General features: G+C 74.0%; 19 protein-coding genes. 17 read left to right on the plus strand and 2 right to left on the minus strand.

Going from position 1 to position 18,576, the window contains the following annotated elements; all coding sequences use genetic code 11:
- The first annotated feature begins 5 nt into the window (after positions 1–5).
- On the plus strand, positions 6–1,127 hold the full coding sequence (locus G6553_RS05730; RefSeq protein WP_166189989.1) for a D-alanine--D-alanine ligase family protein: 1,122 nt from the start codon (positions 6–8) through the stop codon (positions 1,125–1,127).
- Between the two features lie 93 nt (positions 1,128–1,220).
- On the opposite strand, the gene G6553_RS05735 is transcribed toward G6553_RS05730, so the two are convergent.
- Positions 1,221–1,457 carry an Lrp/AsnC ligand binding domain-containing protein gene (locus G6553_RS05735; protein WP_166190128.1) on the minus strand — a complete coding sequence of 79 codons (237 nt, stop codon included), beginning with the start codon at positions 1,455–1,457 and terminating at the stop codon, positions 1,221–1,223.
- 116 nt (positions 1,458–1,573) lie between these two features.
- On the opposite strand from G6553_RS05735, the gene G6553_RS05740 reads away from it, so the two are divergent.
- The gene (locus tag G6553_RS05740) at positions 1,574–2,545 is read left to right on the plus strand and encodes a thiamine-phosphate kinase (RefSeq protein WP_166189990.1); all 972 of its coding nucleotides are present in this window, start codon (positions 1,574–1,576) and stop codon (positions 2,543–2,545) included.
- A gap of 111 nt (positions 2,546–2,656) precedes the next feature.
- Here G6553_RS05740 and rpmB read toward each other — a convergent pair whose 3' ends face one another.
- Positions 2,657–2,842, minus strand: a complete 186-nt coding sequence (gene rpmB / locus G6553_RS05745; protein ID WP_011756723.1) for a 50S ribosomal protein L28 — start codon at positions 2,840–2,842, stop codon at positions 2,657–2,659.
- A gap of 161 nt (positions 2,843–3,003) precedes the next feature.
- Here rpmB and G6553_RS05750 point away from each other — a divergent pair, with 161 nt between their 5' ends.
- The 15 genes from G6553_RS05750 to G6553_RS05820 all read left to right on the plus strand — a co-directional run bounded on the left by G6553_RS05750 (position 3,004) and on the right by G6553_RS05820 (position 18,517).
- Entirely contained in the window at positions 3,004–4,665 is a 1,662-nt protein-coding gene (locus G6553_RS05750; protein WP_166189992.1) for a DAK2 domain-containing protein, read from the plus strand.
- Between the two features lie 28 nt (positions 4,666–4,693).
- Positions 4,694–6,961 (plus strand): ATP-dependent DNA helicase RecG, encoded by a 2,268-nt coding sequence (locus G6553_RS05755; protein ID WP_166189994.1) that lies wholly within the window; start codon positions 4,694–4,696, stop codon positions 6,959–6,961.
- Between the two features lie 7 nt (positions 6,962–6,968).
- Positions 6,969–7,574: a 16S rRNA (guanine(966)-N(2))-methyltransferase RsmD gene (rsmD, locus tag G6553_RS05760; RefSeq protein ID WP_166189996.1), complete on the plus strand. Its 606-nt coding sequence runs from the start codon at positions 6,969–6,971 to the stop codon at positions 7,572–7,574.
- A gap of 13 nt (positions 7,575–7,587) precedes the next feature.
- On the plus strand, positions 7,588–8,082 hold the full coding sequence (coaD, locus tag G6553_RS05765; protein WP_166189997.1) for a pantetheine-phosphate adenylyltransferase: 495 nt from the start codon (positions 7,588–7,590) through the stop codon (positions 8,080–8,082).
- Positions 8,083–8,238: 156 nt separating this feature from the next.
- Positions 8,239–8,772, plus strand: coding sequence for a YceD family protein (locus G6553_RS05770; RefSeq protein WP_347565528.1), 534 nt, complete (start codon positions 8,239–8,241; stop codon positions 8,770–8,772).
- Positions 8,773–8,836: 64 nt separating this feature from the next.
- Entirely contained in the window at positions 8,837–9,022 is a 186-nt protein-coding gene (gene rpmF / locus G6553_RS05775) for a 50S ribosomal protein L32 (RefSeq protein ID WP_166189999.1), read from the plus strand.
- Complete coding sequence (rnc, locus tag G6553_RS05780; protein ID WP_166190001.1) at positions 8,977–9,780, plus strand: ribonuclease III; 804 nt, start codon at positions 8,977–8,979, stop codon at positions 9,778–9,780. Before rpmF ends, rnc begins: the two co-directional genes overlap by 46 nt.
- A 4-nt stretch (positions 9,781–9,784) precedes the next feature.
- Positions 9,785–10,684 (plus strand): bifunctional DNA-formamidopyrimidine glycosylase/DNA-(apurinic or apyrimidinic site) lyase, encoded by a 900-nt coding sequence (gene mutM / locus G6553_RS05785; protein WP_166190003.1) that lies wholly within the window; start codon positions 9,785–9,787, stop codon positions 10,682–10,684.
- Between the two features lie 160 nt (positions 10,685–10,844).
- Complete coding sequence (locus G6553_RS05790; protein WP_166190005.1) at positions 10,845–11,048, plus strand: hypothetical protein; 204 nt, start codon at positions 10,845–10,847, stop codon at positions 11,046–11,048.
- A gap of 124 nt (positions 11,049–11,172) precedes the next feature.
- Positions 11,173–14,736: a chromosome segregation protein SMC gene (gene smc, locus G6553_RS05795; protein WP_166190007.1), complete on the plus strand. Its 3,564-nt coding sequence runs from the start codon at positions 11,173–11,175 to the stop codon at positions 14,734–14,736.
- Entirely contained in the window at positions 14,733–15,173 is a 441-nt protein-coding gene (locus G6553_RS05800) for a thioesterase family protein (RefSeq protein WP_166190009.1), read from the plus strand. The genes smc and G6553_RS05800 overlap by 4 nt, the downstream gene beginning before the upstream one ends.
- Positions 15,174–15,214: 41 nt before the next feature.
- Complete coding sequence (locus tag G6553_RS05805) at positions 15,215–15,409, plus strand: hypothetical protein (RefSeq protein ID WP_166190011.1); 195 nt, start codon at positions 15,215–15,217, stop codon at positions 15,407–15,409.
- Positions 15,410–15,470: 61 nt separating this feature from the next.
- Positions 15,471–16,649 carry a signal recognition particle-docking protein FtsY gene (ftsY, locus tag G6553_RS05810; protein WP_207619411.1) on the plus strand — a complete coding sequence of 393 codons (1,179 nt, stop codon included), beginning with the start codon at positions 15,471–15,473 and terminating at the stop codon, positions 16,647–16,649.
- 219 nt (positions 16,650–16,868) lie between these two features.
- On the plus strand, positions 16,869–18,182 hold the full coding sequence (locus tag G6553_RS05815) for an ammonium transporter (protein ID WP_347565529.1): 1,314 nt from the start codon (positions 16,869–16,871) through the stop codon (positions 18,180–18,182).
- Positions 18,179–18,517, plus strand: a complete 339-nt coding sequence (locus G6553_RS05820) for a P-II family nitrogen regulator (protein WP_166190015.1) — start codon at positions 18,179–18,181, stop codon at positions 18,515–18,517. Before G6553_RS05815 ends, G6553_RS05820 begins: the two co-directional genes overlap by 4 nt.
- Positions 18,518–18,576: the final 59 nt, after the last annotated feature.

Genomic DNA, 18,576 nt, shown 5'->3' on the forward strand with positions numbered 1-18,576 from the left:
GACCGGTGACCCGCAAGCCCCGCGTCGCCGTCGTCTTCGGCGGCCGTTCCAGCGAGCACGCCATCTCGTGCGTGACCGCCGGCAGCGTCCTCCCGGCCATCGACCGCGACCAGTACGACGTCGTCCCCGTCGGCATCGCCCGGGACGGCCGCTGGGTGCTCGAGTCCGGGGACACCGACCGGTTGCGGATCGGCGAGGGCGCGGGCGAGGACCGGCTGCCCAGCGTCGACGGTGACCGCGCGAGCGTGACGCTCGCCCGCGACGTGGACTCCACCGACCTCGTCGTCACCGAGCCGTCGGCGCCGCCGCGCACGCTGGGCGAGGTCGACGTCGTCTTCCCGCTGCTGCACGGTCCGTGGGGCGAGGACGGCACGATCCAGGGGATGCTCGAGATGGCCGGCGTCCGGTACGTCGGCGCGGGCGTGCTCGCCTCCGCGGTCTCGATGGACAAGGCCTACATGAAGGTCGTGCTCGCCGCGGCCGGTCTGCCGGTCATGCCGAGCGTCGTCGTCACCGCCCGCGAGTGGGCGAGCGACCCGCAGGAGTGCCGCGACCGCTCCGCGGGGCTCGGCTACCCGCTCTTCGTCAAGCCCGCGCGCGGCGGCTCCAGCATCGGCATCTCCAAGGTGCACGACGCCTCCGGCCTCGACGCCGCCCTCGAGGAGGCGCTGCGGCACGACCCGAAGGTGCTGGTCGAGGTCTGCGCCACCGGCGCCCGCGAGGTCGAGTGCGGGGTGCTCCAGTCCCTCGACGGTGGCGCGGAGACCAGCGTGCCTGCCGAGATCCGGATCACCGGCGACCACGAGTTCTACGACTTCGACGCGAAGTACCTCCCCGAGGAGGCCACCGAGCTCGACGTCCCCGCGATCCTCCCCGACGGGGTGGAGGAGCGGCTCCGCGACCTGTCGGCCCGTGCGTTCGAGGCGGTCGGCTGCGAGGGGCTCGCTCGGGTCGACTTCTTCGTCTTCCCCGACGGCTCGCTGGTCGTCAACGAGATCAACACGATGCCGGGGTTCACCCCGCTGTCGATGTTCCCGCGGATGTGGGCCGCGAGCGGGCTGGCGTACCCCGACCTCGTCGACCGGCTGATCCGGCTGGCGCTGGCGCGCGACACCGGCCTGCGCTGAGCCCCGGCCCGGTCCGGCCGGCCCGGACACAGCGACGCCCCGCGCCCGGGTCGGGTGCGGGGCGTCGTACGCCTGGTGCCAGCGGGGGCAACCTCAGATGTGGACGACCGGGCAGGTGAGCGTCCGGGTGATCCCGTCGAGGGTCTGCACCTTGGCGACCACGAGCTTGCCGAGCTCGTCGACGTTGCGCGCCTCGGCGCGGACGATGACGTCGTAGGGGCCCGTGACGTCCTCGGCGAGGGTGACACCCTTGACCTGCGCGATCTCGCGGGCGACCTCGGCGGCCTTGCCGACGTCGGTCTGGATCAGGATGTACGCCTGGACGACCATCGTGGTGCTCTCCCTGCTGGTGGACGGAGGTTCGGCGGTCAACCTACCGCGTGCCCCGCGACCGACGACAGCCCGGCGGGCGCGGCGGAGCGATCGGCGTCTGGTGGGATGGGGCCATGGCTGCTCCTGACCCGTTCCCCGCCGGCGCGACCCTCGCCGACGTCGGCGAGTTCGGGCTGATCGGCGAGCTCACCCGGTTCTTCGAGCAGGGCGAGCACGTCCTGGTCGGGCCCGGCGACGACGCGGCCGTCCTGCGAGTGCGCACCGGCCACGTCGTGGTCTCCACCGACCTCATGGTCGAGGGGCGGCACTTCCGCCGCGAGTGGTCCACCGCCGAGGACGTCGGGCACCGCGCGGCCGCGCAGAACCTCTCCGACATCAACGCCATGGGCGGCCGCGCCACCTCGCTGACCGTCGGGCTGGCCGCGCCGGCCGACCTCGAGGCGCAGTGGGCCCTGGACTTCGCCCGCGGCTTCGCCGACGAGTGCGCGCTCGTCGGCGCCAGCGTCGTCGGGGGAGACGTGACCCGGGCCGACCAGGTCGTCGTCGCCGTGACCGTCCTGGGCGCCTGCACCGTCTCCCCGGTGCTGCGCTCGGGCGCCCGCCCCGGCGACGTGCTGGCGCTGCACGGCCGCCAGGGCTGGGCCGCCGGCGGGCTGGCGGTCCTGGGCCGCGGCTTCCGCTCCCCGCGGGTGCTGGTCGAGGCCTACCGCCGCCCCACCCCGCCGTACGACGCCGGGCTGGTCGCCGCGGAGGCCGGTGCGACCTCGATGATCGACGTCTCCGACGGCCTGCTCGCGGAGGCGGGCCACCTCGCGTCCGCCTCCGACGTGGCGATCGACGTCCGGCGCGGCGCGTTCGAGGTGCCCGAGCCGCTGCACGCGGTCGGTGCCGCCCTCGGTGCGGACCCGCTCTCGTTCGTGCTCGGAGGAGGGGACGACCACGCGCTCCTGGCGACGTTCGCGCCCGCCGACGTGCCGGACGGCTGGGCGGTCGTCGGCGAGGTCGTCGAGCCCGGCGACGCCGGCGCCGTGGTCACCATCGACGGCGCGCCCCACGACGGCCCGACCGGCTGGACCCACTTCTGAGCCGAGGTGGCACGCCCGCAGGGGCGAGGTGGCACCGCTCGCGGACGAGACGAGAGGCCGCCACCCCGAAGGGTGACGGCCTCTCGCGTGAAGCTGTGGAGGACGCTCGCGTCAGCGAGTGACCTTCCCGGCCTTGAGGCAGCCGGTGCAGACGTTGAGCCGCTTGGGCGTCCCGTTGACGGTCGCACGAACCCGCTGGATGTTGGGGTCGAAACGACGCTTCGTGATCTTGCGCGACCACGGCCGGTTGTTGCCGAAGCCAGGCTTCTTGGCGCAGATGTCGCAGACGGCAGCCACCGTGAACTCCTGATGATCGATTGCGTGTGAGGGGCCCGGCGAGCGGGCAACCGGACGAGAATATCCGACACCCGGGTCCGCCGGGAAATCGCGGCCCGAGGCCATACCCTGTCTCCTCATCATCCCCGCAGGGGCCGCCCACGACCAAGCCGAGGACGCCGATGGAGGAAGTGCCGGGCCGCGGCGCCATCTCGCTGGCGGTCGTGCTGCGCTTCGTGGACATCGCCGTCGAGGCGCTGGCCGAGGCGCGCGAGGAGGTCGACGCCCTCAACGTCTACCCCGTGCCGGACGGCGACACGGGCACCAACATGTGGCTGACCGTCTCCGCCGCGCGCGACGCGGTGCGCGAGGCGACCGGCGGCGGCGACCCCGCGGCGGAGATCGGCCCGGCCCTGGCGGCGCTCGCCCGCGGCGCACTCCTGGGGGCGCACGGCAACTCGGGGGTCATCTTCAGCGAGATGCTCGGTGCGATCGCGCGGCGCCTCGCGGCCGGCACGCCCGACGAGCGCAACGCCGTGGTCATGGCCGAGGCGCTGCGGCAGGCCAACGAGGCGGCGTACGCCGCGGTGGGGCAGCCGGTCGAGGGCACCATGCTCACCGTCGGCCGCGCCGCCGCGGACGCTGCGGCCGAGCGGGCGGCCGAGCCGGACGCCCGCGCCCGCGACGTGTTCGCCGCCGCGGCCGAGGCCGCCCGCGCCGCCCTGGCACGCACGCCGGAGCAGCTCGCCGTCCTGCGCGACGCGGGCGTCGTCGACGCCGGCGGCCGAGGGCTGAGCGTCGTGCTCGACGCCGCCGAGACGGTGCTGACCGGTCGACGACCGGTGCCGGTGACGGTGCCGCTGGGCAGCCACGCGATCCCGCAGCCGGTCGCGCAGCAGCACGACCTGTCCCCGGACGGACCGTCGTACGAGGTGATGTACCTCCTCGACGCCGACGACGACCGGATCCCCCCGCTGCGCAAGGCGCTGGCCGACCTCGGCGACTCCCTCGTCGTGGTCGGCGGCGAGGGGCTGTGGAACGTCCACGTCCACGTCGACGACGTGGGCGCGGCGATCGAGGCCGGCATCGAGGCCGGCCGTCCGCACCGCGTGCGGGTCACCCACTTCGCCGAGCAGGTCGCCGAGAAGCGGCGCCGGACACCGACCCGCACGGGCCGCAAGGTCGTGGCGGTCGCCGCGGGCCCGGGCCTGGCCCGGTTGTTCGAGGACGCCGGCGCGGTCGTCGTGCACGGCGGCCCCGGCCGGCGGCCGAGCACCGGCGAGCTGCTCGAGGCGATCACCTCGTGCGGCGCCTCGGAGGTCGTCGTCCTGCCCAACGACCACGACTCGCTCCGGGTCGCGCAGGTCGCGGCGAGCACGGCCGAGAGCGACGCCCCCGGAGACCTGCGGGTCGCGGTGATCCCGACCCCGGCCCAGGTGTCGGGCCTGGCCGCGCTCGCGGTGCACGAGCCCGGCCGCTCCTTCGACCAGGACGTGCTCGAGATGACCGCGACCGCCCGGCACGCCCGCCAGGGCGCGGTCACGATCGCGGCCCGACGAGCGATGACGATGGCCGGCCCGTGCGAGGTGGGCGACGCCCTCGGGGTCGTGGCGGGCGACTTCGTCGTGGTCGGCGACGACCTGCTCGAGGTGGCCACGCAGGTGCTCGAGCGGCTGCTCGGCGGTGGCGGGGAGCTGGTCACGATCGTCGCGGGGGCCGAGGACGCCGACGCCGCGCTGGCCACTCGCTGCGCCGGCTGGGTCGAGGAACGGCACCCCGCTGTCGACGTCGTCGTGTACGACGGTGGCCAGGAGCGCTACCCGCTGCTGGTCGCGGTGGAGTGAGCGCACGGGTGAGGGGAGCAGCCGCCGCGTGATCACCGTCGACACCCCGGTCGCCGCCGTGCTCGGCGACCACAAGGGCAAGCGCGCCAAGATCGAGGACAAGCTGGGCATCCGCACGGTCGGGGACCTGCTGCGCCACTTCCCGCGGCGGTACGTCGAGACCAAGGAGCTCACCAAGGTCGACGAGCTGGAGCCCGGCGAGGTGGTCACCGTCGTCGGCGAGGTCGTCTCCTCCGACGTGCGCACCTACACCGACCGCCGCACCGGCCGCACGGCGTACCGCCTCGACGTGGTGCTGACCACCGACGGCCCGCGGCTGCGGATGTCGTTCTTCGCGAAGGGCCGCGGCGTCGCCGAGTGGAACGCCCGCCGCCTCGCGGTCGGCCGCCGGGGGCTGTTCGTCGGCAGCGCGAGCGTCTTCCGCGGCGACTGGCAGCTGACCAACCCCACGATGGTGCTCTTCGGCGCCGGCCCCGAGGGCAGCGGCCCCGAGGGCTCCGACGCGGAGGCGGAACTCGACGCGATGGGCGCGCTCTACCCGATCTACCCGCTGACCAGCGGCGTGGAGTCGTGGGACCTGCAGCGCGCGATCACCTTCGCCCGCAGCGTCCTCGACGACGTGCCGGAGGTGCTGCCCGCCGACGTCCGCGAGGAGCACGACCTCCTGCCCGCCCGCAAGGCCCTGGACTGGGTCCACGCGCCCGACGACCGCCGCCAGGTCGGTGCGGCGCTGAAGCGCTACCGCTTCGAGGAGGCGCTGGTCACCCAGCTCGTCCTGGCGCGCCGCCGCCGCGCGCTCCGGGCGCTCGGCGCGCAGGCCCGGACGGGCGGGGACGGCGGCCTGCTCGCGGCGTTCGACGCCCGGCTGCCCTTCGAGCTCACCGCCGGCCAGCGGGCGGTGGGGGAGGAGATCGAGCGGGACCTCGCCGAGCCGCACCCGATGAACCGCCTCCTCCAGGGAGAGGTCGGCTCCGGCAAGACGCTCGTGGCGCTGCGCGCGATGCTGCGTGTCGTCGACTCCGGCGGCCAGGCGGCGCTGCTCGCACCCACCGAGGTCCTCGCCCAGCAGCACCACCGCTCGATCACCGCCATGCTCGGCGACCTCGCCACCGGCGGCATGCTCGGCGGACCGGCCGAGGCGACCGCGGTCGAGCTGCTGACCGGGTCGATGACCAAGGGCCAGCGCACCGAGCCGCTGCTGCGGATCGCCTCCGGCGAGGCCGGCATCGTCATCGGCACCCACGCCCTGCTGGAGGAGAACGTCTCCTTCTTCGACCTCGGTCTCGTCGTCGTCGACGAGCAGCACCGCTTCGGCGTCGAGCAGCGCGCGGCGCTGACCGGCAAGGCCGGCACCCCGCCGCACGTGCTGGTCATGACGGCCACCCCGATCCCGCGGACGGTCGCGATGACGGTCTTCGGCGACCTTGAGACCTCCACGCTCACCGAGCTCCCCGCCGGTCGGGCCCCGATCCAGACCAACGTCGTCCCGGTGGCCGAGCACCCCGGCTGGATGGGCCGGGTGTGGGAGCGCGTGCGCGAGGAGGTGGCCGCCGGCCACCAGGTGTACGTCGTGTGCCCCCGCATCGCGGGCGACGAGCTCGAGCAGGGCGGCGAGGACGCGCCGGACGGCGACCCGGACGAGCCGGAGGCCGCTGCGCCGAAGAAGGCGCAGCAACCGCAGGGCCCGCCGCTCGCGGCGGTCGAGGAGGTCGTCGCCGACCTGGCCGAGGGCGCGCTCGCCGGCCTCCGGGTCGCCCCGCTCCACGGCCGGATGGCCCCGGACGAGAAGGAGCGCACGATGCGCACCTTCGCCGCCGGCGGCATCGACGTGCTGGTGTCCACGACGGTCATCGAGGTCGGTGTCGACGTCGCCAACGCCACCACGATGGTCCTGCTCGACGCCGACCGGTTCGGCGTCTCGCAGCTGCACCAGCTGCGCGGCCGGGTCGGCCGCGGCGGGCTGCCGGGCCTCTGCCTGCTGGTCTCGCGCGCCGAGGCCGGCACGCCCGCCCGCCAGCGCCTCGAGGCGGTGGCCGCGACGACCGACGGCTTCGAGCTGAGCCGGGTCGACCTGGAGCAGCGGCGTGAGGGCGACGTCCTGGGCGCGAGCCAGTCGGGCTACCGCTCCAGCCTGCAGAACCTCCGGGTGCTGCGCGACGAGAAGACGATCGTGGCGGCCCGGAGCACCGCCGACGCGCTGCTCGACCGCGACCCCGAGCTCGCCGATTCCCCGGGCCTCGCCGCCGCCGTCCGCGACATGGAGCTCGCCGCCGGCGGGTTCATCGAGAAGTCGTGAGCGCGCAGTGACCAGGATCATCGGGGGCAGCGCCGGCGGCCGGCGGATCGCGACCCCGCGCGGCGCCGCCACCCGCCCGACCAGCGACCGCGTGCGCGAGGCGCTCTTCTCCGCGATCGAGGCGTGGTGCGGCTCGCTGCAGGGCCTGCGGTTCCTGGACCTCTACGCCGGGTCCGGCGCCGTCGGGCTCGAGGCGTGGTCGCGCGGCGCCGGCGTCGTCACGCTCGTCGAGCAGGACCGCCGGACCGCGGCGCTCGTCCGGCAGAACGCCCGCACGCTGGGGTTCGCCCGCGCCGACGTCGTGGCCGCCTCCGTCGGGACCACGCTGCACCGGCCACCGACCGCGCCGTACGACGTGGTGTTCAGCGACCCGCCGTACCCCCTGGAGGAGGCGAGCCTCGCGCGCGACCTCGCGGCGCTCGTCGAGAACGGCTGGCTCGTGCCGGACGCGCTGGTCGTCGTCGAGCGCTCCGCGCGCAGCCCCGAGCCCACCTGGCCGACCGGCATCGAGCCGGTCCGCGAGCGCCGCTACGGCGAGACCGTGCTCTGGTACGGTCGCGCCGCCCACGCCACGGACGAGCCGTCCCCCGACGAGCCGTCCTCCGAGGACTAGAGCGGAGCCGCACGTGCGCCGAGCCGTCTGCCCGGGGTCGTTCGACCCCGTCCACCACGGGCACCTCGACGTCGTGGGACGGGCCTCGGTCCTCTTCGACGAGGTCGTCGTGGCCGTCGGGGTCAACGCCTCGAAGAGCCGGCTCTTCGGCCCCGAGGAGCGCCTCGCGATGCTCGAGGAGGCGTGCGCGGAGTGGGACAACGTCCGCGTCGACGGGTTCACGGGGCTGCTGACGACCTACTGCGCGGAGAACGACGTGCGCGCGATCGTGAAGGGCCTGCGCGGCGCCGGCGACTTCGAGTACGAGCTGCCCATGGCGCACATGAACTCCTCGCTCACCGGCGTCGACACTGTCTTCGTGCCCACCCGCCCCGAGTGGTCGTTCCTGTCCAGCAGCCTGGTGAAGGAGGTCGCCGCGTTCGGCGGCGACGTCGCCCCGTTCGTGCCCGCGCCGGTGCTGGAGCGGCTCACCGCGCGGCTCGCGGAACGGCGTGCGCACGGTGCCTGACAGCACCCTTCGTCCGACCCCCCGTCCGGCCTCCGAACCTGCCCCTGAGCAGCGTTTTGTCCGATCCTCGGCCCGGCGGTTAGGCTTCTCGCTGATCTGTACGTGCCCGGACCCGGAAGTGATCTCCTGAAAAGCCTGGACCCGAGAGCGCCGCTCGTGCTCGACACCCGCGAGCTCGGCCGCCGCCCGGGGTCCCAGCGACAGGTGACGCGGACGGTGCCGGCACCGCCAGATCTGGGCATCGAAGTCCTCAAGGTCACCGAGGGGTCGCCGGTCGAGCTCGACCTGCGCCTCGAGGCGGTCATGGAGGGTGTGCTGGTGACGGGCACGGCGCGAGCCGTGCTCGAGGGCGAGTGCGCACGGTGCCTGGAGCCGATCGAGGACGACACCGAGGTCACGTTCCAGGAGCTGTTCGTCTACGACGACCCTGCTCACCGGGGCGACCCCGACGAGGACGACGAGGTCAGCACGCTCGAGGACGACCTGCTCGACCTCGAGCCGCTGCTGCGGGACGCGGTGGTGCTCGCACTGCCGTTCCAGCCCTTGTGCGAGGACGACTGTCCCGGGTTGTGCACCGAGTGCGGTGTGCGGCTCGAGGACCCGGACCACTCGCACGAGGCGCCGGTCGACCCGCGGTGGGCGGGTCTCGCGGCCCTGAAGGAAGACAGCAGCACCCGCTCGCAGGACTGAACCCGGTCCGCGAGCACGACCAGGAACGGCCGGCACCAACCGGTCCCAAACCGAGGAGAGAACAGTGGCAGTCCCGAAGCGGAAGATGTCGCGCAGCAACACGCGTCACCGTCGGTCGGCCTGGAAGGCCGTCGCGCCCACCCTGGTGACCTGCGCGAACCCCGCCTGCGGTGCCAAGCACCTCCCGCACCGTGCGTGCGGCGAGTGCGGCCAGTACGGCGCTCGCGCCGACCGTCGTCAGGTCATCTGAAGACCGGTCCCCTGACCAACTACAGCGAGCTGCGCGCGGCGCTCGGGGATCCGGAGCTGGACCCCGAGCTGCTCGAGCGTGCGCTCACGCACCGTTCGTACGCGTACGAGAACGGCGGCCTGCCGACCAACGAGCGCCTGGAGTTCCTGGGTGACTCGGTGCTCGGCGTCGTCGTGACCGAGACGCTCTACACGACCCACCCCGACCTCTCCGAGGGTCGGCTGGCCAAGCTCCGCGCCGCGGTCGTCAACGCCCGCGCGCTGGCCGAGGTGGGTCGTGCCATCGGCCTCGGCGAGCACGTGAAGCTCGGCCGCGGCGAGGAGTCGACGGGCGGTCGGGGCAAGGCCTCGATCCTCTCCGACACCGTCGAGGCGGTCATCGGGGCCGTCCACCTCTCCGGTGGGGGCTTCGAGACCTCCGCCAAGGTCGTCCACCTCCTCTTCGACCCGCTCATCGAGGCCGCGTCGGCGCTCGGTGCCGGTCTGGACTGGAAGACCTCGCTCCAGGAGCTCGCCGCCGAGCACGCCCTCGGCGTGCCCGAGTACGTCATCGAGGACGAGGGCCCCGACCACCAGAAGACCTTCACCGCGCAGGTCCGGGTCGGCGACCGGCTCTACGGCAACGGCGTGGGCCGCTCCAAGAAGGAGGCCGAGCAGGCCGCCGCGGAGACGGCGTACGGCGAGATCGCGGCCGCCCTCGGGGTCAGCGACCCCGCCGTCGACGCCGCCACGAGCGCCACCGGCCAGCAACCGGCCTGATCCCGTGCCCGAGCTGCCGGAGGTCGAGGTCGTCCGGGCCGGCCTCGAGCGCCACGTGCTCGGCGCAACGATCACCCGCGTCGACGTCCTCCACCCGCGTCCCGTCCGTCGCGACGCCCGCGGGCCGGAGGGCTTCGCGCAGGCGCTGGACGGCCGCCGGATCCTCGCGGCCCGCCGGCGCGGCAAGTACCTCTGGCTGCCGCTCGACGACGGCGACGCGTTGCTGGCGCACCTCGGCATGAGCGGCCAGCTGCTGGTGCAGCCGCCGGACGCTCCCGCGGAGCGGCACCTGCGGGTGCGGCTCGCGCTCGAGGGCGCCGACGAGGGCCGCGAGCTGCGCTTCGTCGACCAGCGGATGTTCGGCGGGCTGTCGGTCTCGACCGGCGGGGCCGACCTGCCGCCGGAGATCGCCCACATCGCCCGCGACCCGCTCGACGAGCGGTTCGACCTCGCCGACGTCGTACGCCGCGTGCGCCGGCGCACCTCCGGGATCAAGCGGCTGCTGCTGGACCAGAACCTCGTCTCGGGCGTCGGCAACATCTACGCCGACGAGGCCCTGTGGCGCGCCCGCCTCCACGGCGACCGGCCGGGGGAGCGCCTGACCGGCCCGCAGGTGCGCGAGCTGGTCGGCCACGTCCGCGACGTGATGACCGACGCGCTGGCCCAGGGCGGCACGTCGTTCGACGCGCTCTACGTCAACGTCAACGGCGAGTCCGGCTACTTCGACCGCTCGCTGCACGCCTACGGACGCGAGGGCGAGCCCTGCGACCGGTGCGGGACGCCGATCCGCCGGGTGGCGTTCATGAACCGCTCCTCCTACTTCTGCCCCCGCTGCCAGCCCGCTCCGCGACGCCGCCGGCCGCCGGCCGTCGGGGGACCGCCGGCGGTGCCCGTCCCGGAGTGACGCCGGATCGACGCCGGATTGACCCTGGGGCGCCGTGGTGGGACTCTTGAAGACGGCCCGCCCGCGTGCGGCCCTCGTCTCCGGCGGCCTCGACGCCGCCCCACGGTCCCCTCGCCGGGACCACCCCGCGCACGTCCACCTCGACCCGAAGGAACACTCCATGGCCAAGGCGCTGATCGGCTACCTGGACAGCGACCTGCGTGACCCCCGCCTCGCGGCGGACAACGCCCGTCTCCGCGCCCGCGTCCGCGAGCTCGAGGCCCTCGTGCTCAAGCTGAGCGAGGAGAACGACCGGCTCGTCGCGGCCTCGGCCGCCGACATCCTCGACCGCGAGTCGGGGCTGCAGGAGATGCAGCCGGCCTGACCGGCCCGGTCACCGACGGACGGGCATCCCGAGCGGTAGTCTGACGCCCGCTGAGCTTCCCCCGGCGCGGCCCCACGGCCGTCCGACATCAGCGCCGACGTCCGACCGGTGTAGGGAGCCTCCGTTGTACCTGAAGAGCCTGACCCTCAAGGGGTTCAAGTCCTTCGCCTCCTCGACGACGCTCCAGCTCGAGCCGGGCATCACCTGCATCGTCGGGCCCAACGGTTCCGGCAAGTCCAACGTCGTCGACGCGCTCGCCTGGGTGATGGGCGAGGCCAGCGCCAAGTCGCTGCGCGGCGGCAAGATGGACGACGTCATCTTCGCCGGCACCTCCGGCCGCCCGCCCCTGGGCCGCGCCGAGGTCGTGCTGACCATCGACAACGCCGACGGGGCCCTCCCGATCGAGTACGCCGAGGTCACGATCAGCCGCACGATGTTCCGCTCCGGCGGCTCGGAGTACGCCATCAACGGCAGCACCTGCCGGCTGCTCGACGTCCAGGAGCTGCTGTCGGACTCCGGCATCGGCCGCGAGATGCACGTGATCGTCGGGCAGGGCCAGCTCGACCAGATCCTGCACGCGACCCCCGAGGACCGCCGCGGGTTCATCGAGGAGGCCGCGGGCGTCCTCAAGCACCGCAAGCGCAAGGAGAAGGCGCTCCGCAAGCTCGACGCGACCGAGGGCAACCTCAACCGGCTGGGCGACCTGATCGGCGAGATCCGCCGCCAGCTCAAGCCGCTGGGCCGCCAGGCCGAGGTGGCCCGTCGGGCGCAGACCGTCCAGGCCGACGTCCGCGACGCCCGGGCCCGGCTGCTCGCCGACGACCTGGTCGCCGCGCGCACCGCGCTCGAGCAGGAGATGGCCGACGAGTCGGTGCTGGTGCAGCGGCGCGAGCAGGTCGAGGCCGCGATCGCGGCCGCCCGGGAGACCGAGGCGTCGCTAGAGGCCGCGCTGCGCGAGGACCTGCCCGCGCTGGCGGCGGCCCAGGAGACGTGGTTTTCCCTGTCCGGGCTGCGCGAGCGCCTTCGCGGCACCCAGTCGCTGGCCGCCGAGCGGGTCCGCAACGCCGCCGGCACCGCCGAGAGCGAGCACCGCGGCGGCCGCGACCCCGAGGAGCTCGAGGCCGAGGCCGAGCGGATGCGCGAGAACGAGCAGCGCACCGCGGCCGAGGTCGACCGCCACCGCACCGCGCTGGAGGAGGCCGTCGCCGCCCGCCGCGCCGCCGAGGACGCGGCCGCCGAGGAGGACCGCCGGATCGCCGCGCTCCAGCGGGCGGCCGCCGACCGTCGCGAGGGGCTCGCCCGCCTGCACGGCCAGGTCAACGCGCTCCGCTCCCGCGCCTCGGCCGCCGACGAGGAGGTGGGCCGGCTGACGGCGGCACGCGAGGAAGCCCTCGCCCGCGCCGAGCGCGCGCAGCGCGCCTTCACGGCGCTCGAGACCCGGGTCGCCGGCCTCGACGCCGGCGAGGAGGGCCTCGACGCCGAGCACGAGGCCGCGACCTCGCTGCTCGACGACGTCGAGGAGCGGCTCGCCAAGGTCCGCGAGGCCGCCCAGCAGGCCGACCGGGACCGCTCCGCGCTGGCCGCGCGCAAGGACGCCCTCGAGCTGGGCCTGGACCGCAAGGACGGCGCCGGTGCCCTGCTCGCCGCCACCGGCACGGTCTCGGGCCTGCTCGGCTCCGTCGCCGCGCTCCTCACCGTGCGCAGCGGCTTCGAGACGGCGGTCGCCGCCGCCCTGGGACAGGCGGCCGACGCGGTCGCGGTCACCGGCGCGGACGCCGCCGTCGACGCGATCGCCCACCTCAAGGGCGAGGACCTCGGCCGGGCCGGGCTGCTGCTCGCCGGGGCAGGGACGGGGTCCACGGCCGGCGACCGGCCCGCGCTGCCGGGCCACGCGACGTACGCCGTGGACGTGGTGGAGTGCCCCGACGACCTGCGGCCCGCGGTGGGACGGCTCCTCGACCGCGTCGCGGTGGTCGACAACCTCGCGACCGCCCGCGCGCTGCTGGCCGACCTGCCCGACCTGACCGCCGTGACCCGCGAGGGCGACGTGCTCGCCGCGCACCTCGCCGCCGGCGGCTCGAGCAGCCGGCCCAGCCTGATCGAGGTGCAGGCCGCGGTCGACGAGGCGGCCGCCCAGCTCGCCGAGGTGACCGCGGCAGGGGAGCGGCTCTCCTTCGACATCTCGCGGCTGGAGGCCGAGCGGCTGGAGGCGCAGAAGCGGGCCGACGTGGCGATGGCCAAGCTGCACGAGTCCGACGCGACCCTCGCTGCGGTCGCCGAGGAGCTGGGGCAGCACGGCTCGCAGGCGCGCGCGGCCCGCGGTGAGGCCGAGCGGCTGGCCCAGGCGATCGCGAAGGCGCGGGAGGGGCGCGAGCAGGCCGTCGCCGGGCTGGCCGAGCTCGAGGCCCGGCTCGCGACCGCCGAGGAGGCGCCCGACGAGGAGCCCGACACCGGTGACCGGGAGCGGTTGACGGCGGCCGCGCGCGACGCCCGCCAGGGGGAGATGGACGCCCGGCTCGCGCTGCGCACCGCGGAGGAGCGCGCCCGCGCGCTGCACGGTCGCGCCGACGGGCTGCTGCGCGCCGCCCGCGTCGAGCGCGAGGCACGGGCGAAGGCCGCCGAGCGCCGCGAGCGGCTCCTGCGCGAGGGCCGCGCCGCCGAGGCGGTCGGCACGGCCGTCGCGCACGTGCTCACCCGGCTGGAGACCTCGGTGGCGCGGGCCGCCGAGGCGCGCAGCGCGGTGGAGCAGGCCCGCGCCGGCCGCGAGGAGCAGCTGCGCGAGGTGCGCACCCGGCTGCGCGACCTCGCCCGGGAGCACGACGAGCTGGTCAGCTCCGCGCACCGCGACGAGCTGGCCCGCGCCCAGCAGACGATGCGCATCGAGCAGCTCGAGCAGCGCGCGGTCGAGGAGCTCGGCCTGGCCCCGGACGCGCTGGTGGGGGAGTACGGCCCCGACGTGCCGGTCCCGGTCGCGCCGGCCCCGGACGCCGCCGAGGACGACCCGGCGCCCGAGCCGGTGCCCTACGTCCGGGCCGAGCAGGAGAAGCGGCTGCGCGCCGCCGAGCGGGCACTGTCGATGCTCGGGCGGGTGAACCCGTTGGCGCTCGAGGAGTTCTCCGCGATGGAGGAGCGGCACCGGTTCCTCACCGAGCAGCTCGAGGACCTGCGCAAGACCCGCAAGGACCTCCTCGACATCGTCCGGGAGGTCGACACCCGCGTCGAGCAGGTCTTCACCGAGGCGTACGCCGACGTCGAGCGCGCCTTCGACGCCACCTTCGCGCGGCTCTTCCCCGGCGGCGAGGGGCGGCTCGTGCTCACCGACCCCGACAGCATGCTGACCACCGGCATCGAGGTCGAGGCCCGGCCGGCCGGCAAGAAGGTCAAGCGGCTCTCGCTGCTCTCCGGCGGCGAGCGCTCGCTGGTGGCCGTGTGCTTCCTCGTGTCGCTGTTCAAGGCCCGGCCCTCACCGTTCTACATCCTCGACGAGGTCGAGGCCGCCCTGGACGACACCAACCTCGGGCGCCTGCTCGAGATCTACGAGGAGCTGCGCGAGAGCTCGCAGCTGCTCGTCATCACCCACCAGAAGCGCACGATGGAGGTCGGGGACGCGTTGTACGGCGTGACGATGCGGGGGGACGGCGTCTCGGCCGTCATCAGCCAGCGGCTGCGCGAGCCGGAGCCGGCATGAGCGACCGCACCCGGCCGACCCGGGCCGACTACGTCGCCTGGCGGACCATCACGACCCGGTGGCGCGACGACGACGCCTACGGCCACCTCAACAACGCGACGTACTACGAGATGTTCGACACCGCGGTGAACGCGCACCTCTACGAGGCGACCGGGCTCGACATCCGCCGGCTGCCGCAGATCGGGATCGTCGCCGAGACCGGCTGCCGCTACTTCCGCGAGCTCGGGTTCCCGGCGCCCATCGAGGCCGGCCTGGTCTGCGACAAGGTCGGCACCTCCTCGGTGGTCTACCGGATCGGGTTGTTCCAGGGTGACTCCGACGAGGCCGCGGCCGAGGGGCGGTTCGTGCACGTGTACGTCGACGACACCGACCCCACCCGCCCGGTCACGCCGGTGCCGGACGTGATCCGCGCCGCGGTCACGCCGCTCCTGCGCTGACCGATTGCCCGTCACTTGCGTCACAGGGGTATCAATGGGGCGTGCTGACGATCTCCCTGGTGATGGTGTTCATCCTCGTCGTGGCGGGACTCGTGATGACCTTCGTGGCCTTCCCGCACCGCGGCCAGCAGGTGCCGCAGGCCCCCTGGCTCGGTGACGCGATGAGCCGCGTCGCCGAGCGCGCGCCGCTGCTGGACCCCGAGCGCGACGAGGTGCCCGCGGGCCGCGGGCACTGACCCCCCCGTCCGTCCCCGGCGCTTTTCGGGCGCCGCGGACCCGGATGGTTGGATGACGACCATGGACGCCCTCGCCCTCTTGATCCTCGTCGTCGCGCTCGTCGGCCTCGGCCTCGTCGCGACCGTCACCGGGCTCATCGTCGGTCGGCGCCGCGGCCCGAAGCCGCTGCCGAACACCCACACCGACGTCATCGTCAAGCCGCCCGTCGAGGCGGCCGAGGACGAGCCGCCGGTCGAGCTCAGCTCGCCGCCGGCGACCCTCGAGCCCGAGGTCGAGGTCCCCGAGGAGCTCCTCGAGGAGGCCCCGGCGCTCGAGCGCCCGGAGGGCACGGCGAGCCGCCTGGTGCGGCTGCGCCAGCGCCTGGCCGGGTCCCAGGGCGCGCTCGGCCGCGGCCTGCTCGCGCTGCTGAGCCGCGACCGGCTCGACGAGGACACGTGGGAGTCGATCGAGGACACGCTGCTGACCGCCGACATCGGCGTCGGGCCGACCCAGGAGCTCGTCGAGCGGCTGCGCACCCGGATGCGCGTCGAGGGCGGCACCGGCGCGGACGCCCGCACGGTCCTGCGCGAGGAGCTGCTGGCGCTCGTCGACCCGTCGATGGACCGCCGCCTCCAGGTCAGCGGGGCCGACGGCCAGCCGGGCGTCGTCCTGGTCGTCGGCGTCAACGGTGCCGGCAAGACCACCACTGTCGGCAAGATCTCGCGCATCCTCGTCGCGGAGGACCACAGCGTCGTGCTCGGCGCGGCGGACACCTTCCGCGCCGCCGCCGTCGAGCAGCTAGCGACGTGGGGCGAGCGGGTCGGCGTCGAGGTCGTCCGCGGCCCGGAGGGCACCGACCCGGCGAGCGTCGCGTTCGAGGCCGTCAAGGAGGGCGTGACCCGCGGGGTCGACACCGTCATCGTCGACACCGCCGGCCGCCTGCAGAACAAGGCCGGCCTGATGGACGAGCTCGGCAAGGTCAAGCGCGTCATCGAGAAGCAGGCGCCGGTCACCGAGGTGCTGCTGGTGCTCGACGCGACCACCGGCCAGAACGGCATGATCCAGGCGCGCGTGTTCAGCGAGGTCGTCGACGTCACCGGCATCGTGCTGACCAAGCTCGACGGCTCGGCCAAGGGCGGCATCGTGGTCGCGGTGCAGCGCGAGCTCGGCGTACCGGTCAAGCTCGTCGGCCTCGGCGAGGGCGCCGACGACCTGGCGCCGTTCGACGCCGGCGCGTTCGTCGACGCCCTGCTGGGCTGACCGCCCCTGCCGGGCGCGGCGGGCCGGACGCCCAAACGCGGCGCGCGCGGCCCGTAACCGGGACGCAACAAAACTCCAGGACTCGTTTCCTGCTCGCAACAGTCGACGGCGAGCGGTGAAATCTGGCGGGCCGAGTGTTCTCGACAACAGGCGGACCCGCGCCGGACAGCGACGTCGAGCGCGTGCGGGCCGTCTCCCCGAGAGCAACCTGGAGGTTTCGTGGACGGCTACTACGCGTTCATGCTGGTGGCGACAGCGTTCGTCCTGATGATGACCGTGCCCGCGCTGGCGCTCTTCTACGGCGGCATGTCGCGGTCGAAGTCGGTGCTGAACATGATGATGATGTCGTTCGTCGCCGCGGCGATCGTCGGCATCATCTACGTCGCGATCGGCTGGTCGATGGGCTTCGGCGGCGACGGCACGTTCTTCGCCAACCCGTTCGAGCTCTTCTGGCTCGACGGCGTCGACACTGCCGACTACGTCTTCGTGATGTTCCAGATGACGTTCGCCGTCATCACCGCGGCCCTGATCAGCGGCGCGGTCGAGGGTCGGATGAAGTTCTCCGCGTGGGTCGTCTTCGTCCCGCTGTGGGCGGTCATCGTCTACTTCCCGATGGCCCACATGGTCTTCTCCTGCACCGACGACTCGCTCATCTGCGGCCGGATCGGCGCCCAGGACTACGCGGGCGGCACGGCCGTCCACATCAACGCCGGCATCGCGGCGCTCGTGCTCGTGCTGCTCCTCGGCAAGCGCCTCGGCTTCCCGAAGGAGAAGATGCGTCCCCACAACCTGACGCTGACCATGCTCGGCGCCGGTCTGCTGTGGATGGGTTGGTACGGCTTCAACGTCGGCTCGATCGTCTTCGGCGGGGAGAGCGAGGAGGCCGACATGGCCCAGTTCTTCTCCGAGACCGGCCGCACCTTCGCGAACACCACCCTGGCCACCATGGCCGCCATCCTCGGCTGGCTGGTCGTCGAGCGGCTGCTGCACAAGAAGGCCACCTCGCTCGGTGCCGCGTCGGGCATCGTGGCCGGCCTCGTCGCCATCACCCCGGCGGCCGGTGCGGTCGACATCGAGGGCGCCGTGGCGATCGGCCTGCTCGCCGGCGCGATCTGCGCCTGGGCCGTCGGCCTGAAGTACAAGCTCGGGTACGACGACTCGCTGGACGTGGTCGGCGTCCACCTGGTCGGCGGCATCGTCGGCACCGTCCTCATCGGGGTGTTCTCCACCGCGGACGGCGCCGGGGGCATCGACGGCCTCCTCTACGGCGGCGGGGTCGACTCCCTGGTCGACCAGGTCCTCGGTGTCCTCGTCGCGATCGTCTACGTCGGTGTCCTCACCACGGTCATCGGCCTGGCCATCAAGTACACGATGGGTCTGCGCATCAACGAGGACGACGAGGTCGAGGGCATCGACCTCGTGGCGCACGGCGAGTCGGCGTACGACCTGCACAGCAGCAGCTTCGGTGGGGGTGCCGGCAAGTCCGGGGTCCTCGCGGGAGCGACCAAGAGCACGGAAGGAGCCAGCGCGTGAAGCTCGTGACCGCGGTCATCAAGCCGCACAAGTGGGAGGACGTCCGCGAGGCGCTCGAGACCTTCGGGGTGACCGGCATGACGGTCAGCGAGGTCAGCGGGTACGGACGCCAGAAGGGCCACACCGAGGTCTACCGGGGCGCGGAGTACGACATCGCGCTCGTGCCCAAGATCCGGATCGAGATCGTGGTCGACGACGGTGACGCCGACGACGTCGTCGGCATCGTCGTCAAGACCGCGCAGACCGGCCGGATCGGGGACGGCAAGGTCTGGGTCAGCCCCGTCGAGACGGTGGTGCGGGTCCGCACCGGCGACAAGGACGAAGCCGCCCTGTGAACCGTCGACGGCCCGGCTCCCCAGCGTGGGGAGCCGGGCCGTCGCCGTCCGTCGGGCAT

Origin of the sequence: Nocardioides sp. IC4_145, from assembly GCF_011250565.1 — a bacterium.
Classification (GTDB): domain Bacteria; phylum Actinomycetota; class Actinomycetes; order Propionibacteriales; family Nocardioidaceae; genus Nocardioides.

What these genes read in the sequence shown, in the direction of transcription:
- G6553_RS05790 (WP_166190005.1), top strand. Translation starts at nt 10,845, where the DNA reads ATGGCCAAGGCGCTGATCGGCTACCTGGACAGCGACCTGCGTGACCCC.
- G6553_RS05750 (WP_166189992.1), top strand. Translation starts at nt 3,004, where the DNA reads ATGGAGGAAGTGCCGGGCCGCGGCGCCATCTCGCTGGCGGTCGTGCTG.
- G6553_RS05735 (WP_166190128.1), bottom strand. Translation starts at nt 1,457, where the DNA reads ATGGTCGTCCAGGCGTACATCCTGATCCAGACCGACGTCGGCAAGGCC.
- G6553_RS05740 (WP_166189990.1), top strand. Translation starts at nt 1,574, where the DNA reads ATGGCTGCTCCTGACCCGTTCCCCGCCGGCGCGACCCTCGCCGACGTC.
- ftsY (WP_207619411.1), top strand. Translation starts at nt 15,471, where the DNA reads ATGGACGCCCTCGCCCTCTTGATCCTCGTCGTCGCGCTCGTCGGCCTC.
- G6553_RS05800 (WP_166190009.1), top strand. Translation starts at nt 14,733, where the DNA reads ATGAGCGACCGCACCCGGCCGACCCGGGCCGACTACGTCGCCTGGCGG.